Here is a 10,080-nt window from a genome sequence, read left to right on the forward strand (position 1 = left end):
ATTCTAAAATTAGTAAACCACAAAACTAATTAATAATTTTACGCCATGAGTGACTTTATAAGAGTAATTCGCTATATCCTGCCCTTCAAAGGATATGCACTGCTAAATATTTTCTCCAATATATTGGCAGTATTTTTTTCGTTGTTTTCTTTGGTGATGGTAGGGCCTTTTTTGGAAATTCTATTTGAGACCAAAGATGTAAACATTGCAGAAAAACCTGTGGTGAATTTTTCCAACCTCAAAGATTCGCTCATAGACTTTTTCTACTACCAACTGCAAAGCATCATTGACCAATATGGCAAATTGGATGCACTGCTTTTCATTTGCATTTTGGTCGCTACGTTCATTTTCCTCAAAAACCTGTTTCGCTTTTTGGGCTTGTATTTCATGGCCCCTATCCGCAATGGTGTGATTAGGGATGTTCGCAATCAGTTGTTTGCAAAAATAACCTCTTTGCCCTTGGGCTATTTTAGTGAAGAGAAAAAAGGCGACATACTCACCCGTGTTACCTCCGATGTGCAGGAAATCGAGTGGAGTATTTTGAGTGTTTTGGAAGCCACCTTTCGAGAACCCGTAGCCTTTGCAGCCTATCTATCCGCTATGCTGATGATTAGTCCTGTATTGACGCTTTTTGTGTTCACCATTTTACCCCTCACAGGCATTATCATCGCACGAGTTGCCAAAAGTTTGAAGAAAAGCTCACACGATGCCCAGTCGAAATTGAGTCTATTGATGTCCATCATTGACGAAACCATTTCGGGTTTGAGGATTGTCAAAGGCTTCAATGCCATTCCCTCTCAAAATCGCAAGTTTCAACGTGAAAACCAAGCACATTTCGACCTGATGAACAGGGTTTTGCGCCGCAAAGATTTATCCTCACCGCTTGCCGAATTTTTGAGCATTTTGGTGGTTTGTGTGGTCTTATATGTTGGCGGACGGATGGTATTGGGAGGCGAAAGCGATTTGCAGCCACAAGGATTCATTGTGTTCATGGTCATTTTCTCACAAATCATTCCTCCTGCAAGGTCTTTTGCTACGGCATTTTTCAACATTCAGAAAGGCATGGCCTCGGTAGAACGGGTCAACAAAATATTAGATGCCCACAATGACATTGAGGAGACGACAATTCCTACTGCACTCAATAATTTTGACCATTCAATTGCGTTCAATAAAGTGGGATTCGCTTATGAAGAGCAATCGGTGCTAAAAAACATTAGTTTTGTCTTGCCAAAAGGCAAAATATTGGCTTTGGTAGGGGCATCTGGGGCAGGAAAATCTACGATTGCGGATTTAATTCCACGTTTTTACGATGTAAATGAAGGTGAAATTCTGTTGGATGGAGTAGATATTCGGCAATACCGCTTGGAAGATTTGCGAAAATTGATGGGAATTGTATCACAAGAAGCCATCCTCTTCAACGATACGGTTTTCAATAACATAGCCTTTGGGATAGAACGTGAAGTCGAGCTAAAAGAGGTCATCCATGCTGCAAAGGTGGCTAATGCTCACGATTTTATTGTGCAACTTAGCAATGGATATGATACCTTAGTTGGTGACCGAGGCAGTAAACTCAGTGGAGGAGAGCGGCAACGGCTGACCATTGCCAGAGCAGTGTTGAAGAATCCACCGATATTGATTTTAGACGAGGCAACATCTTCATTAGATGCGGCTTCTGAAAAATTGGTACAGGATGCACTCTTCAAATTGATGCAAAACAGGACTTCTATTGTGATTGCTCACCGATTGTCGACCATTCAATTTGCCGATGAAATATTGGTGATGAAAAGGGGCGAAATTGTAGAGCAAGGAACACATCAACAGTTATTGAAAAAAGGAGGAACTTACGAACAATTGGTTAAATTACAGGCTTTTTAACTTTAGAAGAATGAAAACAAAATTTACTTTACTTTTATTTGTTGTCTTACTGCAATGTCAACTCACTGCAATTGAAGCACAAATAAGCATCACGGCAGAAGATTTGCCTTACCCTGGTTTGGAAGTACTTACCACTGTTGCAACACTTCCCCCCGTCACAGTCGGAAAAGCAAGCAATCAATCGCAAATTTGGAACTACACCAAATTGGATGTAAATGCTACTCAAACCGTTGTTTTTGAAGAAGTAAGCGAAGATGATTTAATTGCAAGTGAAAATTTCCCGAACGCAACGATGAAGAGTAATTTACTTTCTTTGTTTGGCGGCGGAAGTGATGTTTTTCCGATTGACTTGGGCGGAGCAACCAGCTATTATTCGCAAAATGCCAAAGGGAATGTGTTGATAAATGGCGTTCACCTGAATTTGGGAATCAACATTGACTCTCTTGGAATAGACGCAATTAACCTCGTCGGCAATCCTGCGGATGCATTTTATACGGTGGGAGAATATGGCGATTCGTTTGACCATTTGGGTACTTATAGATATACCTTCGATGTGCAGTTAGATACTTTTCCTGCACCTGTTCCCATTACTGTTCAAATAAATACAGATAGACATACCGAAATTGATGCTTTTGGGGAGATGCAATTCAGAAATACGAACTATGATGTATTGCGTTACAACGAAACAACGGATGTAAATTTATTTATAGGAGTCCTACTTTTTGGCATTCCTATTTTCCCAATTATAGATACCAGTTTCCAAGTGCCTGCTTACCGTTTCTACACCAAGGACAAAGGTTATCCAGTGGCAAGTATCAATCTTGGAGAAGACGAAACGGGTTCATTTGTCGCCTCAGTTGAATATTTGGCACAGGCTGCACCCGATCCAATTGGCTTTAGTTATGAAGTGAATTGTTTGAATGTGGTTTTCACCAACACAAGTGACGAAACCAATGGTGCTTTATTAGAGAGTCTTTGGGATTTTGGCGATGGAACTACCAGCAATTTGAAGGATGTAGTGCATAACTATGAAGAAGCAGGCACATACACAGTATTACTAGAAATCACAAATGCGAATGGCCAACAATTGAGTTTGACCAAAGTAGTTGAAGTAGGGTGTACGGATGTAGAGGCATTTGATCTACCAATGATAAGTCATAGGGTTTTTCCCAATCCAGTAAGGGAAGTCTTACACTTTGCCTTTGAAGCAGATGCGCTCAATCACATTGAACAAATTCTTGTTTTCAATTCCTTGGGGCAGCAAACACACGCAATAAGCAGTCTTAGTGATGTGGTGCAGTTAGATGTATCCAATTGGAAAGAAGGAGTTTATTTCTATGCACTTACCAGCAAAAACGAAGGAACCATCTTTGGAGACCGTTTTGTTGTTCAGCACTAATTTTATGACTATTTTAACACTATAAACACGATTGACAATGAGGGGACTTTACTTACGTAATTTACATGCTATTATTTGTCTCACAGCTTTATTTTTTAGCTCACTATCCATTCAAGCACAAAATACCTACAATATGGGAGATACGCCCAGCACAACTGATGCTACGGGCTTTTTCAATGATGATGGAGGAAGCATTTTCCCAGGCTTCTATTCCAATCAATTAGGTCAGCCTCCCCAACAATTTACCATCTGTCCTCCCAATGCAGGTTGTGTCATCATGGATTTTTCATCCTTCATTACCGAAAACAGCTCCAATTTGGGACCTGGGGATGTATTGTATATTTATGATGGTCCCGATACAAGTTCTGATGTAATTGGAGCTTATTCAGGATCTTTGTTGAGTAGCGAAAATGCCTTCGGGCAAGTGTTTGCAGGAAGTGGCTGTATGACCTTTGTTTTTGACGAAAATGGTGGTTTCTCCACCGTAGGATGGGCAGCAGAATGGACTTCTTTCACTAGCACTTGTATCACACGTTCGACACTTGATCCACCAGTCGATTGCGAAACAGCTATTTTGGTGTGTGACGAAGAAACGCTGAACTACAACAGTAATGGCCCAGGAGTCGAGGAATTAATCAGTCAAGGTATCAACGGTTGTATCAGTAGTGGAGAAACACAATCTGCTTGGTTTGTCATCAATATCAATCAGTTTGCTCCCTTCAATGTACCATTAGAATTTACTCTTTCACCCAAATCGGGTGGAGAAGACTATGATTTTGCAGTATATGGCCCCGTAGATGATTGCGAAAATCTTGGTTTCCCAATCCGTTGTACCTATGCTGAAGAAACATTTGCAGGTACATTGCTTACAGGATTGAGGGCTGGAGAAACAGACGTTTCGGAATCTCCTACTGTGGATAGTAATGGAGGCAATGCGAATGGATTTGTTCAACCCATCGTTGTTAACCCAGGTGAAACCTACTACATTATGGTCAACAACTTTTCGACCAACAATGTGGGCTTCGACTTATTTTGGGGTGATGCCGTTTCAGACAACAACTTGTTAGACTGCTCGGTGTGTGACTTTGCAGCCATTATGCCAGACGACTTTTCGGTTTGTCAGGGAGAATCATTTCAGTTACCAATTAGCATTTTCAAAGGCTCTGGCTTTTTTAGCTATGTTTGGTCAAGTGATGATCCTGTCAATTTCACAGGTGAAAATCCGGTTACAGTTACCCTTCCTCTGGGATTTAGTGGAGAAGTGGTAGTTGATTTATTGGTCATTGATACACAAGTCAATAATTGTGAAAGAGAAGGGTCTGTTACTATTGATGTACAATCTGATTTTCAATACGATGGCATCTCCATTGATCCAGAACTTTGCCCAGGAGAAGTGACAGATGTAGAACTTTTGGGTACTTTCGGCTCAAACTCGACAATCACTTGGAATCTTGGAAATGCCAATATCTCAGGAGGAGATTTAACTACCACAGGCCCTCTTCAATTGAGTTGGGATACACCTGGCAATAAATTCGTTACAGCATTTATCGAACAGGGTGACTGCCCCGCCATTAGCTTTCCTTTTCAAACAAAAGTATTGCCAATTATCGGCACACCTACGGTGATGTGTCCGACTATACCGAGTGATTCTACTTTTACATGGACACCCGTCACTGGAGCGATTAGCTATACTGTAACAGTATTAGTGAATGGAGTGCAAGTCAATCAATTCAATACTTCAAATGCAAAATACACCGTATTGGGAGCTCAGGGAGAAGAAGTAGAAATCATTGTAATTGCCAATCATGGAAATGGATATTGTGATGGAGTAGCAGGCTCTGTCACCTGTACCATCTTAGGCTGTGAGTTGCCTGCTGATTTTGGAATCTTGGGGCTTAGCGATGCTTACTGTGTAGAGAATCCTGCAGTAACATTAGCAGCCAATCCGCCAGGAGGTACTTTCACGATAGGAGATGATGAAGTTACCACCTTTGATCCCGCACAAGGAGAAGGTGAATATATCATACAATACACTCTTGTGGACGATGTACTGGGTTGTATTTACATCGCAGAAGATACCGTTTCCGTTTTAGCTGCTATCACGGGTGACTTTGCAGTAACGGACTCTATCTGTACAGATGGATTTGCAACCATACAATACACAGGCAATGCAGGTGCAGATGCCGATTATAGTTGGACATTTGGAGGAGGAACAGCTTCTACAACAAGCGGCCCTGGGCCCATTGAAGTGACATGGAACGGCCCTGGTTTTTACCCCATCACCCTCTTTGTTTCTGCCAATGGCTGTGATTCAGGTGTTCCTATTCCTGAATTTGTCACTGTTATTCAAACGCCTACTGCCCCAGTTCTAAGCTGCGATGAAGCCGACTTGGGTTGTGCAAGTGTGAGTTGGACAGCAGAAGCTGGACATTCCTACTTCATAGAAGCGTTTGTCAACAGTAGTTCCATACCTGTATCTTCTCCTATAAGTGGAGGAAATTTCAGCCAATGTGGTTTAGAAGACGGAGATACCCTTTTGGTCAATGTGTATGCAGAAATCAATGGACAAAATTTCTGTGGCAGTACCGAAACGGTAACCATAGAATGTATTGTCAGCACTTGTCAAGAAACAACTTTGAGCATCTTAGGCTTAGATGAGTCCTATTGCTTGGGCGATCAAGTAATTGAAATTACTACTGAACCAACAGGAGGTACACTCAGTTCTCCTTCTGCTGGTTTGAATGGCAGCACTTTCACCATTGCAGATGCAGGCGTAGGCGAACACACCATCACCTATGTATGGGAGGACGAAATAGGTTGTCTAAGCGATACTACCTTTACAACAACCATTTACGACATACCAACTGCTTCATTTACCATCAATCCCAACCCAATTTGCGAAGGCGGTGGTGCAACGATTACATATGATGGAACAACAGGAGTAGAAAATTATGAATGGGACTTTGGCGAAGATTTGATAACCATTCCACCAAGTGGCCCAGGTCCTCATCCTTTGGTATGGGGTACTTCAGGAACGAAAACCATCACCTTGATTGTCACTGCAAATGGATGTCCTTCCGAAATATTCAGTGCTGATTTAGACATAATACCCCAACCCCAAGTACCCGTTATTTCTTGTGGGCCATCCACCGAAGATTGTGTTACCTTTGAATGGACGACTTCTCCTGGTGACGATGGATATACCTTTAGCCTTGCCATTACCCCTCCAGGTGGCAGCACTATGATTCAAACAGGTTTGTCCAGTGCGACCAATAGTTATACGGTTTGTGACTTGGAGCCAGGTACAGAAGTTCGCATCAACGGATTGCGGGCCATTGCCTTCACCCCATGTACCAACTCTGCTGCTGCCCCTGCTTTCATTTGCAATGCAATTGATTGCAATGAAACACTCACTATCAACGGTTTACCCAATACTATTTGTGCCGATGGCGCAGTAGTTAACTTCAATTTTGTAGCTCCAGTTGGTGCAACTATCAGTGGAAATGGGGTAACCCAAAACAGTGGAAGCACTGCAAGTTTCAACCCTGCAACAGCAGGTGTAGGCATACACACGATTAGTTTGGACTATACCGATCCAGATACCAACTGCCCACCTTACAATGAAACGGCTCAAATACAAGTATTTGGAGTGCCAACTGCCTCCTTCAATATTGCAGGTGGTACAACCACATTTTGCGTAGGTCAACCTGTTAGTTTTACCTTTAATGGTAGTGCTGGCATAGACAGCTACAATTGGAACTTTGGTACAGGTGCATCTCCTTCTACATCTGTCAGTGCCAATCCACCTGCTGTATCATACAACTCGGCTGGCACCAAAACCATCACTTTGCAAGTAAACGACAATGGATGTATTGACAATGTAAATCAGGACATAACCATTGTAGCACCTTTGGCAACGCCTACTGTGATTTGCGACAATACCGACCAAACATCTGTTACCTTTGGCTGGGGAGACATTGCAGGAAGTACAGGATATTCGATTAGTTATTCGATTGATAGTGGACCAGCGATTACCGACAACCTTACAGCAGGTACAACGACTTACACCGTTTCACCACTAACTCCCGGTCAATCCGTAGCTATTACCGTCATCGCTTTAGGAAACGATCCTTGCGGCAACAGTCAAGCCGATACACACACTTGTGTAGCGCAAGATTGTCCAACGGTGAATCCACAAATCACAGGCTTGAACAGCGAATATTGTGATGATTGCGGCAATGCAATTACCTTGACGGCAACCCCCGCAGGTGGAACATTTACCATCAACGGAAGCCCTGCAACGACCTTCGATCCATGTGGTTTGTCAGGCACTTTTACGATTGATTACGAATACATTCAAGGTGCATGTACTTACAATGCTCCTTCTCAACAAGTGACCGTCAATACTCGACCTACGGCAGATTTGGCGGTATCAGCCATTGAAGCCTGCATAGGAGACGCTGTTGATGTGAGTTTTACGGGAACTGCTGGCGCAACTGCCAACTATAATTGGAATTTTGGTGCAGGTGCTACTCCTGCAACTGCCAATACTGTTGGTCCTCACAGTATTTCTTGGACAACGGGTGGCACAAAAACAATCACCTTGAATTTGGATGAAAACAACTGTACAGCAACAGCTGCAACGACTACTGTTGAAGTATCTGCTCCATTGGTAGCACCTACAATCAGTTGTACGGGAAGTACCGAAAACAGCGTGGGCTTTGGTTGGAATGATGTAGGCGGAACGGGTGAATTTGTCTATGATGTGTATCTCAATGGAAATTTAGATCTCAGTGCTCAAAGCACCTTTGGAACGATTTACGACCGAGCAGGTTTGACACCTGGCGATGAAGTGCGGATCGTGGTCTATGCCATCGGTAATCCTCCTTGTGGTGATAGTCCAACCAATGAACAAACGTGTTTTGCGGAAAACTGCCCTACTTTGACTCCTACTATTGACAACCTAAACGCTGCTTACTGTCAAGATGCGGGCATTATTCCATTGACGGCAACGAATACGGGCGGCAATGGAACGGGTACAGGCGAATTTACACTAAACAATGTGGTTATCACTGAGTTTGACACCAATCAATCTCCTGGAAATTACACCATCAATTATACCTACACACAGGGTTCTTGTTCGGGTTCTACCTCTGCAATTGTCACCATTGACGAACTACCTCAAGCCGACATTGCAGCCCTTGCAGATGCTTGTATCAGTGAACAGGTCGATGTGACGTATAGTGGAACTGCCCCTGCGGGTGCAAATTATACTTGGGACTTCGGCGTTGGAGCGATTCCTCCTACTCAAACAGGGGAAGGTCCTTGGCAAGTAGCATGGGATGGTGCTGGTACAAAAACCATCAGCGTGACCGTAGAATTGAATGGTTGTCAAGATAATACCAGTATCACATTGGAAGTTATCGAACCTTTGGTGACTCCTACGGTGACCTGTACGGAAGTCACCCAGAACCTAATCACCTTTGGATGGGACAATGTGGCAGCAAGCTACAATGTGAGTGTGATTGTCAATTCGATTCCTACTTTTGACGACCCTGCTTTTGTGGGCGAAACCTATACGGCATCGGGCTTAGTGCCTGGAGATGAGGTCAGTATTGTGGTTGAGCCTTTGGGGGGTGCGCCTTGTGGCAATGGCATTGCAGGTGCGACATCTTGTATTGCAGCAGATTGCCCTGATTTGGCTTTGAACATTGTGATAGACAATACTGAGTTTTGTTTGGATGAACAGGGCAGTTTGCTGAGTGCGACCCCTGAAGGGGGTTCGTTTACAATCAACAACGACCCGACACCTGTTGGCGACTTCAATCCTGCATTGACGGGCGTAGGCACACATACGATTTACTACAACTACACCAACCCAGATACAGGCTGTCCGTATGTCGATTCACTTGAAGTGAACGTGTTTGAGTTGCCAACTGCTGATTTTGATTTGGCATTGCAGGCTTGTCCAAATGAAAGCATTACGCTGGATTTTACAGGGCTTGCTCCAAACACTTCAGATAGCGGCTTCAATTGGGGCAACTTCAACGGTGCAAATATTTTATCTGGCTTGGGTTCTGGCCCTTACGAACTTAGTTGGGCAGGTACAGGTACAAAAACGATTAACCTACAAGTGACGACCGATAATGGCTGTACGGCAAGTATCGAACAAATTATTGAAATCACGGAGGTGAGCATTGACATGCCTACTACTTTGACCATCAATCAAGGCGACAGTATACAGATTGTGGCATTGGCGAATTCTTCAACATCTGATTTGCCAACGTATATTTGGGACAACATCGAAACATTGAGTTGTAGCGACTGTTTCAATCCTGTGGCAACACCAGAAATTACCACCACTTATACGCTCAACGTGGTAGATGAGGATGGTTGTGATGCAACACAAAGCGTAGTGGTCAATGTCATCATTCCTGAACCTGTACCGCAATTGACAGTGTCCAATGCGTTTTCTCCAAATGGTGATGGCATGAACGATGTGTTCCGCCCTATCTTTGATGAAATGACAACAGGAATCACGATACAAATCTACAACCGTTGGGGAGAAATGGTGTTTGAAAGCAGCGATAGAAATGCGTATTGGGATGGAACATACAAAGATGAGGTAGTTCCTGTTGGAGTGTATGTCTATTGGATGATTGTAGATTTTTCTAATGGGGATTCAAGATTGCTGACGGGTAATGTGACGGTTATTCGTTAGATGGTTTATAGTACAGTGATTGGTTATTAGTTTCTAAAACCATTAATTATCAATTTCTTGTGCAAAAATCAAATAGAACTTGAAT

General features: G+C 43.1%; 3 protein-coding genes. All 3 read left to right on the forward strand.

What is annotated here, in order from left to right:
• Window positions 1-45 precede the first annotated feature (45 nt).
• The gene (locus R3E32_11180) at window positions 46-1,875 is read left to right on the forward strand and encodes an ABC transporter ATP-binding protein (GenBank protein MEZ4885280.1); all 1,830 of its coding nucleotides are present in this window, start codon (window positions 46-48) and stop codon (window positions 1,873-1,875) included.
• 10 nt (window positions 1,876-1,885) lie between these two features.
• The gene (locus R3E32_11185) at window positions 1,886-3,274 is read left to right on the forward strand and encodes a PKD domain-containing protein (GenBank protein ID MEZ4885281.1); all 1,389 of its coding nucleotides are present in this window, start codon (window positions 1,886-1,888) and stop codon (window positions 3,272-3,274) included.
• 133 nt (window positions 3,275-3,407) lie between these two features.
• A complete protein-coding gene (locus R3E32_11190) occupies window positions 3,408-9,995 on the forward strand; it encodes a PKD domain-containing protein (protein MEZ4885282.1) in 6,588 nt (2,195 codons plus the stop codon).
• The last annotated feature ends 85 nt before the right edge of the window (window positions 9,996-10,080 follow it).

This window comes from Chitinophagales bacterium (genome assembly GCA_041392475.1).
Lineage (GTDB): Bacteria > Bacteroidota > Bacteroidia > Chitinophagales > UBA2359 > JAUHXA01.

Excerpts from the sequence above, each read along its gene's own strand:
- R3E32_11180 (MEZ4885280.1), top strand. The coding sequence starts at position 46 with ATGAGTGACTTTATAAGAGTAATTCGCTATATCCTGCCCTTCAAAGGA.
- R3E32_11190 (MEZ4885282.1), top strand. The coding sequence starts at position 3,408 with ATGGGAGATACGCCCAGCACAACTGATGCTACGGGCTTTTTCAATGAT.
- R3E32_11185 (MEZ4885281.1), top strand. The coding sequence starts at position 1,886 with ATGAAAACAAAATTTACTTTACTTTTATTTGTTGTCTTACTGCAATGT.